The following is a 15,904-nucleotide window of genomic DNA, read 5'->3' on the forward strand; positions in this document are numbered from 1 at the left end:
CCGCACCGGAGGTAACCGATGATCGGCGAAGTCGATATTCTCGGTGTCTTTATCCCGGCCCTGCTCTGGCTGATGCTGATCGCGTACGCGATCAACCTCGCGATTCGAAAGGTCCTTTCGCATACGCGTTTCTATGAATATGTCTGGCACCGCTCGATTTTCGATCTTGGGCTGTACGTGATCATTCTGGGCGTTGTCGTGTCGCTGACGCGTCGTTGATGAACTGGCAAATAACGTGAAAAAACCTTTCCTTTCCGTCGCATTGATCGCACGGGTCGTCTTTACCCTCATCGTCGTCGCGATCGCCGCCTTCGTGCTCTGGCGGCTCGTCGGCTATTACATGTTCGCGCCATGGACGCGCGACGGCCGCGTCGGCAGCCACGTCATCGAAGTCGCGCCCGATGTGTCGGGTCTGATCGTCGACGTGCGCGTCGCGGACAACCAGGCCGTCGCGAAGGGCCAGGTGCTGTTCGTCATCGACAGCGCGCGTTTCGAACTCGCGCGGAACCAGGCGCAGGCGACGATCGCGCAACGCAAGGCGACGCTCGACGAAGCGCGTCGCGAATATGCGCGCAATCGCGGGCTGGGCGACCTCGTCGCGCGCGAAGTGCTCGAAGAAAGCCAGACGCGCGTCGATACGGCCGCGGCGGCGCTGCAGGACGCCCAGGTCGCACTCGGCGTCGCGCAGCTCAATCTCGAACGCGCGACGATCAAGAGCCCCGTCGACGGCTATCTGAGCGACCGCGCGCCGCGCGTCGGCGAATTCGCGGCGGCCGGCCGGCCGGTGCTCGCCGTCGTCGACGCCAATGCGTTCCACGTCGACGGCTACTTCGAGGAAACGAAGCTGCGCGGCATTCACGTCGGCCAGAAGGTGCTGATCAACGTCATGGGCGAGGACAAGCCGCTGCGCGGACACGTGCAGAGCATCGTCGCCGCGATCGAGGACCGCGACCGTGCGTCGAGCAGCAATCTGCTGCCGAACGTGAACCCCGCGTTCAGTTGGGTGCGTCTCGCTCAGCGGATTCCCGTGCGCGTGATGCTCGACGAAGTGCCGCCCGATTTCCGTCTGATCGCGGGACGCACCGCGACGGTCTCGATCGAAACGCCGCCGCCGACGCTGGGCTTGCATGCCCGGCAACCGGCGTCGGGCGCGTCAGGCGTGCCGGATGCGTCAAGCGCGTCGGCCCCGGCCGCGACATCGGATACGTCGGCCTCGACGCCGGCCGCCCAGCCTGCGAGTGGATCCACGAAATGAACGCCGTACTCCGCCATACCGCCGTCGGCGCGCTGCTGCTCTGCGCGGCGGCGTGCACGCTCGGGCCGAACTATGAAGTCCCCAAGGATGCCGCCGTGCGGAACCCGGCCGCCGCGGGATCGTTGACGACCGCAAGCGGCAAGGAAGTCAGCGATGCCGACGTGCCGTCCGACTGGTGGCATCTGTACGACGACCCGGCGCTCAATCAGCTCGTCGAGGACGCGCTGCGTTCGAACACGAATCTGCGCGTGGCCGCCGCAAACATCGCGCGCGCGAGTTTCGCGACCGAAGCCGCCGAGCAGGCCGGCGGCTTCTCGGGCAAGACCGACGCGGCGGTGCTGCGCGCGCAGGAATCCGGCGAAGCCTATCTGCTGACCGAGAAGGTGCCGGTCGTCAACGAAGGCGATTTCGGCATCGCGGTGTCGTATCAGCTCGATCTGTTCGGCCAGATCCGCCGCGGCGTCGAAGCCTCGGCCGCCGATCAGCAAGCCGCGCAAGCCGCGGCCGACGTCGCGCGCATCACCGTCGTGGCCGACGTCGTGCGGTCCTATGTCGAAAACTGCGCGGCCGGCGATGAACTCAACGTCGCGCAGCACTCGCTCGATCTCCAGAATCAGAGCCTCGCGCTGACCAAGCGGCTGCGCGATGCAGGCCGTGCCAACGAACCCGAAGTCACGCGCTCGCAGACGCAGACCGCCACGTTGAGCGCGGATATCCCGCGCTTCACGGCGCGCAAGCGTGTCGCGCTCTACCGGCTCGCGATGCTGACCGGACGCGCGCCGAACGAATTGCCGCCCGAGATCGGCACCTGCGACAAGCTGCCGCGCCTCAGGCAGGCGATCCCGGTCGGCGACGGCGCCGCGCTGCTGCGCCGCCGTCCCGACATCCGCGAATCGGAACGCAAGCTCGCCGCGGCAACCGCGCGGATCGGCGTCGCCACGGCCTCGCTCTATCCGAACATCAGCATCGGCGCGTCGGCCGGCTTCACGGGCGTGCTCGAGGACATTCCGCAAAGCGCGACCGCGCGCTGGAACTTCGGTCCCTTGATCTCGTGGAATTTCCCGATCAACGGGCAACGCGAACGCGTGCATGAAGCGGAAGCCTCGGCATCGGGCGCGCTCGCCTCGTTCGACGGCGTTGTGCTCAATGCGCTGCGCGAAACCGAAAGCGAGCTCGCGACGTATTCGAGCGATCTCGCGCGCGAGGACGCGCTCAAGACCGCGCGCGCATCGGCGTCGAAGACGGCCGATCAGACGCATCGGCTCTATCTGGCCGGCCGTCAATCGTCGCTGGCCGATCTCGATGCGATGCGCACGCTTGCGTCGGTCGATGGTCAAGTCGCCGGGGCCGAAGCCGCCGTCTCGATCGACCAGGTCGATCTGTTCCTCGCGCTCGGCGGCGGATGGGAACAGACCCCGCCCGCGACGGCGAGCAGCGAAGCGCCGCCGCAGCCGGCCTCGGCACCGGCGCCTTGATCGGGACGCCGGGCGTCGCGCGGACCGTTATCGCGGCGTTAGGCGATCATCAAGCGACCATGAAATGATCACTAAGCGACCGTTAAGTGACCGTTAAGCGGCTGACAAGCCACTCATAGGCCACTCATAAGCGCCCGGCACCCGATCGATACGGCCGCGTCATCGAATTCGAATCGTCGATTTCAGCCGCCGATCGTCGGGTTCGACGCGCTCTCGTCTTTGAGCGCGAGACCGGTCGCGCCGAGCGCACGCGCACGGCCGAGCAGGAACGCGAGTTTGCGCGCGGCGCTTGGATAATCGAGCCCTTCGGGCCGCACATTCGAAATGCAGTTGCGCTCGGCGTCCGTACGGCCGACGCGCGGCGCCCACGTGAGATAGAGGCCGAGACTGTCGGGCGAGCTCAAACCCGGCCGCTCGCCGATCAGCATGACCACGACGTCGGCGCCGAGCCGCTCCCCGATGCCGTCGCCGAGCGCGACCCGCGATTGCGTCGCGATCACGATCGGGCCCACATGCCAGTCGCGAAGCTGCGGCAGCACCTCGCCGAGCAACGGCAACGCATGACGCTGGGGCGCGAACGCGGACAAGCCGTCGGCGATCACGAAGACGATCGAGGGCGCGGCGACTCCGCCGCCGCCCGAGGCGACGGCGGCTTCCGCCGCGTGGCGGCGATACGTATCGAGCGTCGTGCCGCTGGCCGCATCGAGGCGTCGGCCGAGGTCAGGCCGCAATAGATATTGCGCGCGGTCGCGGGCTTCGCTCTTCACGGCAAGCGAACGCAGTCCGACGGCCGACAGCGCCGCATCGAGCGCCGCGACATCGAGCGGCTCGTGCACGGCGTCGCGCGCACGCGCATGCGCCAGCCCGAACTCGAGCACGGCGTCCGTCGGCAGACTGTCTCCGGCGCGTCCGAGCGCAATGCGCGCGCGCGTAAACGTCCGGAGTTCGCGCCATGGATTGGCGATCACGTCTTGGGTCATCGCACCCCCTCGTCGATTGCCGCACGCCCCATGCCTCGTCGAACCCGTCGCACGGTGCGTCTCGCGGCGCTGGATCGCCACCCTCAATTGCGTGCCTTATTGCGGCCTTTTGTTGAAGCTCTTCATTGAAGCCCGTTGTTGAAGCACCTTCTGGAAGCGCTTTATTCAAGCCCTTTATCGCGGGCCCGTCCGTGCGCCTCTCATCGCCGCTCATCAAGCAACGCGTGCGCCGCGGGCAACAAGCGCTGCGCCGACGGCACGCGTTCGAGATGCCCATCGGCATCCGTCACGCCCATCTTGACGAGCCATTGCTCGAACTCCGGCGCGCGCCCGAGCCCAAGCACGCGTCGCGCGTAGAGCGCGTCGTGAAACGAGGTGCTCTGGTAATTGAGCATGATGTCGTCCGCGCCGGGCACGCCCATGACGAAGTTGACGCCCGCGACGCACAGCAGCGTCAACAGCGTATCCATATCGTCCTGGTCCGCATCCGCGTGGTTCGTGTAGCAGATATCGCAGCCCATCGGCACGCCCAGCAGCTTGCCGCAGAAGTGATCTTCGAGCCCCGCGCGGATGATCTGCTTGCCGTTGTAGAGGTACTCGGGGCCGATGAAGCCGACCACCGTGTTGACGAGCAAAGGCCGAAACGCACGCGCGACCGCATACGCGCGCGCCTCGCACGTCTGCTGATCGACGCCGTGATGGGCATCGGCCGATAACGCGCTGCCCTGGCCCGTCTCGAAGTACATGACGTTCTCGCCGACCGTGCCGCGCGCGAGCGACAACGCGGCGTGATGCGCCTCGCGCAGCAGCGCGAGATCGATGCCGAACCCCGCGTTCGCGCGCTGCGTGCCCGCGATCGACTGGAACACGAGATCGACGGGCGCGCGCCGCTCGATCGCATCGATCGTCTGTGTGACATGCGTGAGCACGCATGATTGCGTCGGCACGTCGTACCGTTGCCGGAACGCGTCGATCATCTCGATCAGTTTGACGATCGCGGCAGGATCGTCGCTCGCGGGATTGATGCCGATGACGGCATCGCCGCACCCATAGAGCAGGCCATCGAGCATCGACGCGGCGATGCCCTTCGGATCGTCGGTCGGGTGATTCGGCTGCAGACGGACCGACAGGCGTCCGGGCAGCCCGATCGTATTACGAAAGCGCGTGACGACCCGGCATTTCTGCGCGACGAGGATCAGATCCTGGTTACGCATGAGCTTCGAGACCGCCGCGGCCATTTCAGGTGTCAGGCCCGGCGCGATGCGGGTCAGCGCAGCGGTATCGGCCGCATCGCCGAGCAGCCAGTCGCGCAAGCCGCCGACCGTCAGATGGGCGATTTCGGCGAAGGCGACCGGGTCATGCGTATCGACGATCAGACGCGTGACTTCGTCGTCCTCGTACGGGATCAGAACTTCATCGAGAAAACGCGCGAGCGGCACATCGGCGAGCACCGTGCGCGCGAGCATGCGCTCCTCTTCCGATTGCGCCGCGAGCCCCGCGAGTGCGTCGCCCGATCGAAACGGACTGGCCTTGGCCATGACCGTGCGCAGATCGCCGAACACATAGCCGCGGCCGTCGATGCGCGCGGTATAACGGCTCACACAAGGGCTCACATAAGGGCTTGCATGGGGGCTCGCATCGGGGCTCGGCGGTTTCGTCAGCTCGGGCATATCGGCTCCGCGACTCGGATCGAGCGGTTATACCGCGCCAATATTACGCGGCGGGCGGCGCCCCCGTCGATTCGCGGATCTTGAGTTCGGGCGCGATGATCAGCCGCTGAGGATCCGCCTCGACGGATTTCGTCACACGCTCGATCAGCGTCTGCGCGGCGCGCTCGCCGAGCATGACAATCGATTGCCCGACCGTCGTGAGCGCGGGATAAAAGTACCGCGAGAGTTCGATATCGTCGAAGCCGATGACCGACAGATCGCGCGGCACCGACAGGCCACGTTCGGCGGCCGCGCGGAGCACGCCGAGCGCCATCATGTCGTTGGTCGCGAAAATCGCCGAGGGCCGCCCGCCGCCGAGCAGCGCGACGGCCGCTTCATAGCCGCCATGACTCGTGTAGTCCGAGGCGATGACCTGATGCGCATCGACGGCGAGCCCCTGCTCCTCGAGCGCGCGGCGAAAGCCCCTGAAGCGCGCCTCGCTGACGACCATCTGCGCGGGCCCCGAGATACAGGCGATGCGCCGATGCCCGAGCTCGATCAGATGATGCGCGGCCATATACGCGCCTTGCTCGTGGTCGATCTGGACGAGATCCGCTTCGACGCCGGGCACCTCGCGATCGACGATCACGACCGGCAGGCTCGCTCGGCCGAGCGCGTCGGCGAGCGTGTTCTCGTCGCCGGCCGACGCGACGATCAGACCGTCGATCCGCCGTTCGAGCATGACCCGCAGGTATTTGCGCTGTTTTTCGGGCTCGTCGTCCGAATTGCCGAGAATCACGCAATAGCCGCGGCGCTCGCAATAGTTCTCGATGCCGCGCGACATCTCGGCGAAGTACGGATTCGTGTTGTTCGGGACAACGACGCCGATCGTCGATGTCGTGCGCGCCTTGAGCGAGCGCGCGACGGCGCTCGGTACGAAATTGAGTTCGCGAATGGCCGCCTCGACCTTCGTGCGAACCTCGCTGCTGACCGGCCGCGTATTGTTGACGACGTGGGAAACCGTGGTGAACGAGACGCCGGCTCGCGCGGCAACATCCTTGATCGTGGCCATGGGGGCTCGGAAAAAATTGCCTGCCGAGATTGTGGCCGCATTCGGGGCCAAGTCAACTGGCGCCGACGCGAATTGCACGACATCAAAAGTTCGAGAAGCTTTTAATTTCGGGATGAGGTAACGCGATACCGATCGCGCACGGCCGCGCCCCTGCTTAGCGAAGGCTGCGTCGGTCGAGTTGCGCGGACAGCACGTCGAGCAGCTCTTCGATATCGACGGGCTTCAGACGATAGTCGTCGAAGCCGGCCTGCCAGGCGCGCGCCACATCGTCGGCCGCGCCGAGGCCCGTGAGCGCGATCAGGATCGCATCGCGCGTCAGCGCATGGTCGCGCAGGCGCCGCGCGACCTCATAGCCGCTCATCCGCGGCATCGCGATATCGAGCAGCACGACGTGCGGGCGAAACCGCAGCGCCTTCTCGATCGCGAGCGGACCGTCGAACGCGATTTCGACCGCGTATCCGGCAAACTCGATGAGCATGGCCGTGCCTTCGCAGGCGTCGATATTGTCGTCGACGACCAGGACGCGATAGGCGTCGCGGCGCACGTCGACCGAGCGGGCGCTTGTGCCCGGATCGGGCGGCAGCCGAGGCTCGAAATCCTTGCGCGCGCCAGGCTCCCGTCCCGCGCAATCCGTCTCACGCGCGTACGCGGCGCACGCCGATACGTTGCCGGCCTTCACGTGCGCGCTCCGGCGCGAACACGCCTCGCCGGGCGTGCCGCCTCATGGTGCGTCGCCATCGATCCACGCGAACGCACACCGTCCCCGACCCATACGATCTTCATGCTTTCTCCCTACCCGGCTTGCTTGCGTCGACCGCCTGAAACGCGACCGCGCCGCGTTGTCGCGGGCCGCCGTGCATGTCATGACAGTCGAGACATGTCAGCCCGCAGAATAAGCAAAAGACGTACCGCCATAAGCGTGTCGCGGCAACGTGGCGGCAATGCCCGAGGTCCCGAGCGCGAGCCGGGCGCGCAGCCCCGCCGCACACGGCGCGACGCGCGAAACGTCAGGCCGCGGCTGGCCGGCGATGTCGGCCGACGCGTCCCGCGAGGACGCGCACACGTCGGTTATTTACACAAATCGCGCAAGAATTACGTAACGACACGCCGATGGGGGCGGTCCATTTCGCTTATCATGGCTTCGCGCGACATGACCCCGGTCGGCGCGCGGCGGGCCGAGCGGCCTCGCCGTGCCGCACGACGGTCCCCATCAGCCCACGCGGGCATGCCAGCGCGCGAGTTGCCAATACACGCACGGAGACAGCGATGGCGACGAAAGCGGCACAAGACGCGGCCGGCAAACGCCCCGGGCGCTGGTGGCGGCGTTGGATCATCACCTGCCTGGTCTGGGCGGTGCCGGTGGTCGCGCTCGGGCTCAAGGAAATGGTCGCCGAGATGCTCTACGACTCGGCGGATCTTCGCGTGAGCATCGGGCGATGGAACGTCACCGAGGCGCAACGCGCGATGCCCGGCGTCGCGCAATGCACGGGCACGCTCGACGCCGCGCGCGCGGCCGGCTGTCCGGCCGCGATCGTCGATGCCAATGCCGCGTCGCGCGACGCCGCCGTCAGCGAATTGCACGTGCGCCGCATCGCGCAAATCACGGGGTTCTTTCAGGCCGTGGTCGTCTATTGGGTGATTCCGTGTGTGTTCGTGCTGTGCGTCGGACTGGTCTGCGGTCTGATCCGGCGCGCGCTCCGACGCCCGGCGCCCGCGATCTCGGTCGGTCAGGCCGGCGCGTCGCGCGTCGACGGCCCGCGCCGCTGAGCGGCTCGCGGCGCCCGGGGTTCGAGCTCCCCAGGCAATTCATGCCGCACCGCACACACGTCACGCGCACGCCACGCACGCGACGTATGCTCGCCGCGCATTCATCGAGCGCGTTCATCACGTAAAGAATTCAATCGGTCGGCAGGATCGCCCTGCGCCGACGTGTGTTTCGGATATAAATTACGTCCCTATCGCGCGACATTCGTGAAAAGTGCCTACGGCACACAATGTGCTTTAGCTCGTTCACCGCAGATCGAACGCTCGATTTCAAGTGCGATATCGGCGACTGTGCCTCAAGTGTCGATGGTTCGATGTTGTCAAGCACTCAACCCAACGGAGGTCACCATGCAAAGACGTGAGTTTGTTTTGAGTTCGGGCGCGGCGTTCGCGGCCTTGGCTGCTACGCTGGCCGGCTGCACGGCGAACACGGGGGCGAATGATGACCCGGCTAGCCAGCGCCGCTCGATTAACTCGTCGGTCGACGAAACGCTCGGCAAGCTCTATACGCAGGTCAGCGGCTCGCGCGAGCTCGTTTCGAAAGCGCGCGGCGTGCTCATCTTCCCCGACGTCGTGAAGGCCGGCTTCATCGTCGGCGCCGCGTACGGCCGCGGCGCATTGCGCGTGGGCGGTACGACCACGGGCTACTACAGCACGACCGCGCTGTCGGTCGGCCTGCAGGCCGGCGCTCAATCGAAGGCGCTGATCTTCCTGTTCATGACGCAGGAAGCGCTCGACACGTTCCGCAATCGCGACGGGTGGTCGGCGGGCGGCGACGCGTCGGTCGCCGTGCTCAAGCTCGGCGCGAACGGCTCGATCGACACGACCACGGCGATGGCCCCGGTCGAGGCGCTCGTGTTGACGAATGCGGGATTGATGGCCGACCTGTCGGTGGACGGCACGAAGGTCTCGAGGCTGAGCATCTAGCCCAGCGTATCGGAGTATCAGGCGCCGGATGCCGTGTCGATCCGGCGCCTGATGTCCATCGGTGCGCAGGCACCGACGGCGCCGCGCGCTCAGGTGTTCGGCGCGCCGTCGACGACCTTGAAGCGCGCACGCTTCTGCGCGCGAATCACTGTGTTGTAGGCGTCGACATACTGCTCGGCCATCCGGCGCGACGTGAAACGCGCTTCGAATTGCTTGCGCACGCGCTCGCGCGGCAGCGTGTTGAGCCGGTTCACGGCCGCGACCGCGCCGATCTCGTCTTCGACGACGAAGCCCGAAATCCCTTCATCGATGACTTCCGGCACCGAACCGCGATTGAACGCGATCACGGGCGTGCCGCAGGCCATCGCCTCGATCATCACGAGACCGAACGGTTCCGGCCAGTCGATCGGGAACAGCAGCGCATGCGCGCCCGACAGAAACGCGGCCTTGTCCTGATCGGCGATCTCGCCGATGTATTCGACGTGCGGCAGCGAAAACAGCGGCTTGATCTCGTTCTCGAAGTACTCGCGATCGGCCGCATCGATCTTCGCGGCGATCCGGATCTTCATGCCGCATTTGCCCGCGATCCGAATGGCCGTATCGACGCGCTTCTCGGGCGAAATCCGACCCAGGAACGCGAGGTAGCCCTGCTCGACGGGCTGCGGCGTATAAAGTTTCTCGGGCAGGCCGTGGTAGACGGTCGTGAGCCATTTGGCCTGCGGCAGCGGATGGCGCTGGTTGTCGGAAATCGACACGACCGCCGCATTGTTGAACACGTCGAACACAGGCTGTTGCTCGGGCAAATCGAGCCGGCCGTGCAAAGTCGTGATGAACGGCGTTTCCTGACGGCCAAACAGCGAGAACGAGTAGTAATCCATATGGAAATGGATGACGTCGAACTGGTCGGCGACGCGCCGCACGCGCTCCATGAGCAGCATATGCGGCGCGATCCGGTCGCGAATGCCCGGATCCAGGCGCAGCGCGCGCGGCCAGACGGCCTCGAGCTTGCCGCTCGTTTTCGAATCCCCGCTCGCGAACAACGTGACGTCGTGTCCGAGGTCGACGAGCGCCTCGGTGATGTACGACACGACACGCTCCGTGCCGCCATAGAGCTTCGGGGGAACGGATTCCGTCAGCGGTGCGACCTGCGCGATTCTCAAAACCATTGCATTGTCTCCAGTCCTGCCGGCGGGCATCGATGGCCTGCCGATTTCAAAAGGTGCGCCATTATCCCGAAATTCACGCGCAACGACGCGAAAATGCGAGCCATGACAAACCTGCCATGGCTCGGTCGAGCGCACCACGGGTGACGTCCATGTCTGACATGAGGTCCAACGCGACGCGCATGCGCCGGGCTGAATGTCCCAAGCGCACAGCGAAATTCATTCCCGGCTGCGTATCACAGGCCGGTGGCCTGTGTACACGCGCCGCGTCGGCGATGGCGTCCGGTTACGGTTCCGAACGGCACGCGTAAGATGCGCCGAGCCCGAGCGCGACGACCGTGCTCGCGTTGTAGTCGAGCTTATCGGCGTTGCCCGCGGCCCATTTGCGCACGGCGGTCGTCATATCGTCGGGCGTCGTGCCCGCGGGCAGGCAGAAATACTGTCCGACGCGCGGCCCGGTCGTGCCGCCGATCGCCTCGATCGTGTTGTATGCGCCGTCGGCCGCCCCTTCGATATAGGCCTGGCACGCACTCTTGGACGGCACGTCGGTCCGGTTGCACAGCTTGACCAGATCCTTCCCGTTGAACGCGGCCGCCGTCAGGGGCAGGCCGAGCACAGTTGCGCAGAGCATGACGCGCAGCATGGTGTGTCCTTTCGTTATCGTCTTTCGCTTTGTATGGGCTCACGCCCTGTTATTTCGACGGCGTCGCCGCCGTGGCCGCCGAGCTCCCCGCCGCCGGCACGCCCTTCGACGCATCGATCTGCGCGAGCCGCTTGCTCAGGCCATCGGCGATGTCGGGCTGATTGTAACGTTTGGCCACGTCGATCGCATTGAGGCCCAACTGATTTTTGATCGAGAGATCCGCGCCCTCGTCGAGCAGCAGCTTGACCGTCGTGATGTGCCCGGCGGCGGCGGCCATCATGAGCGGCGTCGACCCGTTCGGCGAACCGGCGTCGATATAGGCCGAATGATCGAGCAGCAGCTTGACGATCGCGTCGTCGCCGCCGCTCGCCGCGTAGTGCAGCGGCGACCAGCCCTTCTTGTTGACCTCGGCGTCCTTCGCGAGCAGCGTCTGGACCATCGGCATGTCCTGATTGATCGCAGCCATCATCAGCGCGTTCTCGCCGACGGGATCGACGGCCTCGAGATCCGTATCCGGGTTGTCGGCGAGCACCTTGACGACCTCGTCGGCCTTGTAGCGCGCCGCATAGACGATCAGCGGCACACCATGCGATTCGACCGTATTCGGGCTCTCGCCGTCCTTGAGCAGCCCCTTGACCTTGTCGGCATAGTCGAGCTGCACGGCGCGGAACATCGAGGCGCTCATTTCGGGCGGCGTCGCGGCCGCGGGCGCCGACGCGGCAGACTGCGCCCATGCCGACGACATCGATACAGCGAGCGCGCATGCGGACACCAACGTGCGGATCAACTTCATGCAATACCTCTGAATGATCTGATAATTCTTTGATTATAAATAATAAACACAGAAATTCATGCCGATGTTTCCGGACTCAGACAGGCACCGCGGCCGCGAACAGGCGGAAAAAATTTTCCGTCGTCGCGTGACCCAGCGCCGCCTCGTCGATGCCGCGCAACGCGGCAATGAAGCGTCCGACATGGCTGACGTGCGCAGGTTCATTGGTTTTGCCGCGATACGGCACCGGCGCGAGATACGGCGAGTCCGTTTCGATGAGCAGGCGATCGAGCGGCACGCGCTGCGCGACGTCCTGTACATCGGTCGCGCTCTTGAACGTGACGATGCCCGACAGCGAGATATGGAAATTGAGTGCGAGCGCCTGTTGCGCGACGGGCCAGGCTTCCGTGAAGCAATGCATGACGCCGCCGACCGTGTCGGCGCCTTCCTCGCGCATCAGCCGGATCGTATCGTCGGACGCCGCGCGCGTATGGATGATCAGCGGTTTGCCCGTGCGCCGCGAGGCGCGGATATGGACGCGAAACCGCTCGCGCTGCCACTCCATGTCGGCGACCGAACGCCCTTCGAGCCGGTAATAGTCGAGCCCGGTCTCGCCGATCGCGACGATCTTCGGATGCGCGGCGAGTTCGACGAGTTCGGCGACGCTCGGCTCCTTCGCGTGTTCGTGGTCGGGATGCACACCGACCGACGCGTAGAGGTTCGGATGCGCTTCGGCGAGCTTGAGCACGTCGGGAAACGTTTCGAGATCGACGCTCGCGAGCAGCGCGTGGCTCACGTGTTGTTCGCGCATGTGTTCGAGCAGCTCGGGCAGGCGCTCGACGAGGCCTTCGAAATAGATATGGCAGTGTGAGTCGACAAACATGTCAGTCCTTGAGTCGCAGGCCGAGGATCACGAGGTCCCGCTCGATCCCGTCGAGGTTCGCGACGCACGGCAGCACGCCCCAATCGGCGAATCCGAAGCGGCGGAACAGCCGCAGGCTCGGTTCATTGTGGCCGAAGATAAAACCGAGCGCGCGCTTGATGCCGAGCGTCGGCGCGACCTCGAGCGCGTGCGCGAGCATGCGCGTGCCGTAGCCGTGACCGCGCGCGCGCTCGTCGAGATAGATGCTGATCTCGGACGTCGCGTTGTAGGCCGGCCGGCCGTAGAAGTCCGAAAAACTCAACCAGCCGACGATGCGGCCCGCGTCCTCGACCATCCAGAGCGGCCTGCGCGCCGCCGAATGCGCGTCGAACCACGCGTGACGGCTTTCGACCGACACGGGTTCGAGATCGGCCGTCACGAGACGCGACGCAATCGTCGAGTTGTAGATCTCGACGATCTTCGGCAGGTCGTCACGGGTCGCATCGCGAAATGTCAGATTCGTCAGATTCATCGGCAACTCACTCGGCTTCGAACAACGCCCGGTAATGGGCGAACAGCGACTCGAACACGAGCCGGGTATTGAGCGGATGCTGCTCGATCGCGCGCTGACTCACGACCGTGCGCCAGAACGCGGCCAGCGCGACGGGATCGACGGCGCCCGCGCAGCGTTCGAGCGCCTTGCCCGCGTCGGGAAAATAGCGCGCGCGGCCCGCGCCCTGGAGCGCGATGACGTCGTAGAGCCACCGTTGGATCCAGCCGAGCACAAGCGGCACGGGCGCCTTCTGGAGCGTCTCGCCGCAGGCGAACGCATCGCACCCCACGCCGGCCGCGAGCTGCGTGAGCGTGAAGCGCCGCAAGGCCGCGTGCTCGGGGTCGCGCAGGATCGACAGCGCGAGCAGCGGCGCGCCGCCCGCCTCGGCCAGCGCCTGCGCGGCCGATTTGGCCGCGTCGGCGCCGCCGGTTCCGGCCTGGGCGATCTGGTCGGCCAGCCAGGCGCTCGCGCTCGGCGCATCGGGCGTCGTCAGCGGCCATTGCCGGCATCGGCTGATGACGGTCGGCAGCAGCCGATCGATGCGCTGGGTCACGAGCAGAAAACAGACGCCCGGCGCGGGTTCTTCGAGCGTCTTGAGCAAGGCGTTCGCCGCGGCCACGTTGAGCGCCTCGGCCGGATGCAGCAGCACGACGCGCAGCCCGCCGCGATGCGAGCCGAGGCTACAGAAATCGAGCAGCGAACGGATCTGCTCGATCTTGATCTCCTTGCTGAGCGTCTTGGTCTTTTTGCCGTCCTTATCACCGCCCGCGCCGCCGGCATCGCCCGCGTCCGACGCGCCCTCACCCGACCCGCCGCTGCCCGGCGCACCGGGATTCTCGGCGGCGAGCGCTTCGGGACACACGACACGAAAATCCGGGTGATTGCCTTGCGCGAGCCACGCACATGCCGCGCAGTGTCCGCACGGTTGTCCGTCGGTCAACGGCGCCTCGCAGAGCAGACCGTTCGCCAGATGCCGCGCGAAATCGACCTTGCCTGTGCCCGCCAGCCCGTGGAACAGCAGCGCGTGCGGCCAGTTCGCCCGCAGCGCCTGAACACGGTTCCAGTCATCGGATTGCCACGGATAAATCATGGTTTGGATTGAAGAGTCAACGGGCTCAAGAAGATGGATATTATTTAAATTCAAATAATTGAAATCACTTCTTCAAGTTTCACGCGAATTTCATCGATCGTCTGCGTCGCGTCGATGATCGCGAATCGGGCCGGCGCCTGAGCCGCGCGACGCAGGTATTCGGCGCGCGTGCGTTCGAAAAAGCCGCTCGATTCGCGCTCGAATTTGTCGGGATCGCGCGCCGCGCCGCGACGGTCGCTCGCGGTCTGTGTCGGCACGTCGAACAGCACCGTCAGGTCGGGCTGCAAGCCTTGCTGGACCCAATCCTCGAGCACCGCCAGTTTCTCGATCGACAGACCGCGTCCGCCGCCCTGGTAGGCGAACGTCGCGTCGGTGAAACGATCGCAGAGCACCCAGTCCCCGCGCGCGAGCGCGGGCTCGATGACCGTCGCGATGTGCTCGCGGCGCGCGGCGAACATGAGCAGCGCCTCGGTTTCGAGATGCATCGGTTCATGCAGCAGGATCTCGCGCAGCGACTCGCCCAGCGGCGTGCCGCCGGGTTCGCGCGTCACGCACACGATATGTCCGGGCGGCACGCGCGACGCGAGCCGCTCGCGGAACCCGTCGAGATGCGTCGTCTTGCCCGCGCCGTCGATGCCTTCGAACGTGATGAACTTCCCGCGCACAGCGGTCATGGCTTACCCCGGATGTATTTGTCGACGGCGCGATTGTGTTCGCCCAGATTCTCGGAAAACTCACTATGCCCGTCGCCGCGCGAAACGAAATACAGCGCATTGCTTTGCGCCGGATTCACCGCGGCGAGCAGCGACGCCATACCGGGCAAGGCGATCGGCGTCGGCGGAAGCCCGGGGTGCAGATAGGTGTTGAATGGCGTATCGGTCAGCAGATCGTGCTTGTGCAGATGACCGTCATAGGCCGCGCCGAGCCCGTAGATCACGCTCGGATCCGTCTGAAGCGGCATGCCTTTCTTGAGCCGGTTCGAGAAGACGGCCGATACGAGTCCGCGATCGGCTTGCACGCCCGTTTCCTTCTCGACGAGCGACGCCATGACCAGCGCTTCGTACGGCGTCTGGAATGCGAGATCGGGCGCCCGTGCGGCCCACGCCTGCGTGAGCCTGTCGCGCGCCTCACGGTACGCGCGCTTGAACACCGACAGATCGCTCGTGCCCTTGTCGAACAAGTACGTATCCGGGAAGAACAATCCTTCGGCCTGCGTCTCGGGCGCGCCGATCGCCTTGAGCAGATCGGCGTCCGACATGCTGGCCGAATCGTGTTCGAGCTGCGGACTGTTGTTGAGTTCGGCGCGCATATGCGCGAACGTCCAGCCTTCGACGATCGTCACGGCGAACTGATTGACGTCGCCGCGTGCAATCTTGAGCAATACGTCGTACGGCGTCACGCCGTTTTCGAACTCGTAGTTGCCCGATTTGAGCGCGGTCGTCATGCGCAGTCCGCGCGCAAGCAACTCGAACAGCCAGTGATTGATCGGCACGCCGCCCGCCTCGAGCTGCTCCGAGACGCTGCGCGTCGAGCTATGCGGATGGATCGTCACATCGAGCGGGCTCGTCGCGAAGGTCAGCGGCTGCTTGGCCCAATAGTAGAGCGCGCCCCCCGCCGCAGCGACGATCACGAGCGCGGCGAACAGCAGATTTCTGAGAAAGGACATGAAGCTGAAGGGGTTTCCGAACGGCCCATATAA

The 15,904-nt window shown here is 65.7% G+C and carries 17 protein-coding genes; 5 read left to right on the forward strand and 12 right to left on the reverse strand.

Annotated elements, in window-relative coordinates:
* Positions 1-18 precede the first annotated feature (18 nt).
* The 3 genes from D7S86_RS27795 to D7S86_RS27805 are packed head-to-tail and all read left to right on the forward strand — an operon-like array spanning position 19 to position 2,730.
* Complete coding sequence (locus D7S86_RS27795) at positions 19-219, forward strand: DUF1656 domain-containing protein (protein ID WP_121091379.1); 201 nt, start codon at positions 19-21, stop codon at positions 217-219.
* A gap of 16 nt (positions 220-235) precedes the next feature.
* On the forward strand, positions 236-1,255 hold the full coding sequence (locus D7S86_RS27800) for an efflux RND transporter periplasmic adaptor subunit (protein WP_121091380.1): 1,020 nt from the start codon (positions 236-238) through the stop codon (positions 1,253-1,255).
* Positions 1,252-2,730, forward strand: a complete 1,479-nt coding sequence (locus D7S86_RS27805) for an efflux transporter outer membrane subunit (protein WP_121091381.1) — start codon at positions 1,252-1,254, stop codon at positions 2,728-2,730. The genes D7S86_RS27800 and D7S86_RS27805 overlap by 4 nt, the downstream gene beginning before the upstream one ends.
* A gap of 182 nt (positions 2,731-2,912) precedes the next feature.
* Here D7S86_RS27805 and eutC read toward each other — a convergent pair whose 3' ends face one another.
* From eutC to D7S86_RS27825, 4 genes are all read right to left on the reverse strand, one after another.
* Complete coding sequence (eutC, locus tag D7S86_RS27810; protein WP_121091382.1) at positions 2,913-3,710, reverse strand: ethanolamine ammonia-lyase subunit EutC; 798 nt, start codon at positions 3,708-3,710, stop codon at positions 2,913-2,915.
* A gap of 200 nt (positions 3,711-3,910) precedes the next feature.
* The gene (locus tag D7S86_RS27815; RefSeq protein ID WP_121091383.1) at positions 3,911-5,380 is read right to left on the reverse strand and encodes an ethanolamine ammonia-lyase subunit EutB; all 1,470 of its coding nucleotides are present in this window, start codon (positions 5,378-5,380) and stop codon (positions 3,911-3,913) included.
* Between the two features lie 43 nt (positions 5,381-5,423).
* The gene (locus D7S86_RS27820) at positions 5,424-6,431 is read right to left on the reverse strand and encodes a LacI family DNA-binding transcriptional regulator (RefSeq protein ID WP_121091384.1); all 1,008 of its coding nucleotides are present in this window, start codon (positions 6,429-6,431) and stop codon (positions 5,424-5,426) included.
* Positions 6,432-6,585: 154 nt separating this feature from the next.
* Complete coding sequence (locus D7S86_RS27825) at positions 6,586-7,110, reverse strand: response regulator (protein WP_121091385.1); 525 nt, start codon at positions 7,108-7,110, stop codon at positions 6,586-6,588.
* Between the two features lie 587 nt (positions 7,111-7,697).
* On the opposite strand from D7S86_RS27825, the gene D7S86_RS27830 reads away from it, so the two are divergent.
* Together D7S86_RS27830 and D7S86_RS27835 are read left to right on the forward strand one after the other, a co-directional pair.
* The gene (locus D7S86_RS27830) at positions 7,698-8,198 is read left to right on the forward strand and encodes a hypothetical protein (protein ID WP_121091386.1); all 501 of its coding nucleotides are present in this window, start codon (positions 7,698-7,700) and stop codon (positions 8,196-8,198) included.
* A gap of 345 nt (positions 8,199-8,543) precedes the next feature.
* The gene (locus tag D7S86_RS27835) at positions 8,544-9,122 is read left to right on the forward strand and encodes a BPSL1445 family SYLF domain-containing lipoprotein (RefSeq protein ID WP_121091387.1); all 579 of its coding nucleotides are present in this window, start codon (positions 8,544-8,546) and stop codon (positions 9,120-9,122) included.
* An 89-nt stretch (positions 9,123-9,211) separates the two neighbouring features.
* Here D7S86_RS27835 and D7S86_RS27840 read toward each other — a convergent pair whose 3' ends face one another.
* The 8 genes from D7S86_RS27840 to mltG form a co-directional block, all read right to left on the reverse strand.
* Entirely contained in the window at positions 9,212-10,282 is a 1,071-nt protein-coding gene (locus tag D7S86_RS27840) for a glycosyltransferase family 4 protein (RefSeq protein WP_121091415.1), read from the reverse strand.
* Positions 10,283-10,571: 289 nt separating this feature from the next.
* Positions 10,572-10,928, reverse strand: a complete 357-nt coding sequence (locus D7S86_RS27845) for a Rap1a/Tai family immunity protein (RefSeq protein ID WP_121091388.1) — start codon at positions 10,926-10,928, stop codon at positions 10,572-10,574.
* A gap of 49 nt (positions 10,929-10,977) precedes the next feature.
* Positions 10,978-11,721, reverse strand: coding sequence for an ankyrin repeat domain-containing protein (locus D7S86_RS27850; RefSeq protein WP_121091389.1), 744 nt, complete (start codon positions 11,719-11,721; stop codon positions 10,978-10,980).
* Between the two features lie 76 nt (positions 11,722-11,797).
* Entirely contained in the window at positions 11,798-12,583 is a 786-nt protein-coding gene (locus D7S86_RS27855) for a TatD family hydrolase (RefSeq protein WP_121091390.1), read from the reverse strand.
* Between the two features lies 1 nt (position 12,584).
* Positions 12,585-13,088: a GNAT family N-acetyltransferase gene (locus D7S86_RS27860; protein ID WP_205962904.1), complete on the reverse strand. Its 504-nt coding sequence runs from the start codon at positions 13,086-13,088 to the stop codon at positions 12,585-12,587.
* 13 nt (positions 13,089-13,101) lie between these two features.
* Entirely contained in the window at positions 13,102-14,205 is a 1,104-nt protein-coding gene (locus D7S86_RS27865; protein ID WP_121091391.1) for a DNA polymerase III subunit delta', read from the reverse strand.
* 50 nt (positions 14,206-14,255) lie between these two features.
* The gene (tmk, locus tag D7S86_RS27870) at positions 14,256-14,879 is read right to left on the reverse strand and encodes a dTMP kinase (RefSeq protein WP_205962903.1); all 624 of its coding nucleotides are present in this window, start codon (positions 14,877-14,879) and stop codon (positions 14,256-14,258) included.
* Positions 14,876-15,871: an endolytic transglycosylase MltG gene (gene mltG / locus D7S86_RS27875; RefSeq protein ID WP_121091392.1), complete on the reverse strand. Its 996-nt coding sequence runs from the start codon at positions 15,869-15,871 to the stop codon at positions 14,876-14,878. The genes tmk and mltG overlap by 4 nt, the downstream gene beginning before the upstream one ends.
* Positions 15,872-15,904 lie beyond the last annotated feature (33 nt).

The sequence above is a fragment of the Pararobbsia silviterrae genome, assembly GCF_003628125.1.
Lineage (GTDB): Bacteria > Pseudomonadota > Gammaproteobacteria > Burkholderiales > Burkholderiaceae > Pararobbsia > Pararobbsia silviterrae.